This window comes from Bacillus sp. H1a, from assembly GCF_000633475.1.
GTDB classification, from domain to species: Bacteria; Bacillota; Bacilli; order Bacillales; family Bacillaceae_G; genus Bacillus_A; species Bacillus_A paramycoides.
On sequence record NZ_AYMH01000113.1, the window covers coordinates 1 to 703 of the forward strand.

Annotated in this window: 1 pseudogene; it reads right to left on the reverse strand. The window is 44.4% G+C overall.

Annotated elements, in window-relative coordinates:
- Positions 1 to 703, reverse strand: a pseudogene (locus tag U860_RS32315) (hypothetical protein); the annotation flags it as partial.

Here is a 703-nt window from a genome sequence, read left to right on the forward strand (position 1 = left end):
ACTGCGGCGCTTACTTCACCAACGCCGACAAAACAACTGCCAAAATCAAATAACATGCCACCAAAAGCATAAGGGTCGGTCAGAGCTTTTTCTACATAACCTTTCACTGTGTTGAACATTTCTTTTTGGTCTTTTCTAAAGGTTCTAGCGAGGTTATCTAGCACGGGAATTTTGTCCGTGTATGCGGGATTATTTAAGAAAACACTAAGATAAGGAGCCGTAATTGTGATAGAGCTTACAATCCCATATTCGGCAAGTTTCTTCACCCCTTGCAAAGTCGCGTTGAGATCGTCCATCCTCCATTGGGCTGTCTCTTGCCCTGTTGCAGAGTTCCATCCCAATGCAACCAAGTTACAGACAAGCGAACCGAGCTTACTTGCACCTATCGCAATCCCACTAATAGCGGAACCTGCCGCGCCTATAAAACCTTCTAACACCAAGAGATCATCAGAAAGTCTTTTCAGGGCAGGATAGTTCGTGCCTAACATCCCTAACCATCTTGTTCCTTTTTCTAATTCATCCCATTTCTTACCGATACTAGCAGAAACGTCTTGAAGCCACGCCTCCACTGGATGATGGTTCGCCCATTCTTCTCGCTTTTTCTTCATTTCTCTTTCAGCTTCTTTTTCCGCCTTCGTGATTTGTGTATCCATTTCATGAATGCCTTTTGCCAACTCATCTAGCGCAAAGAAGGCTTGCAGTT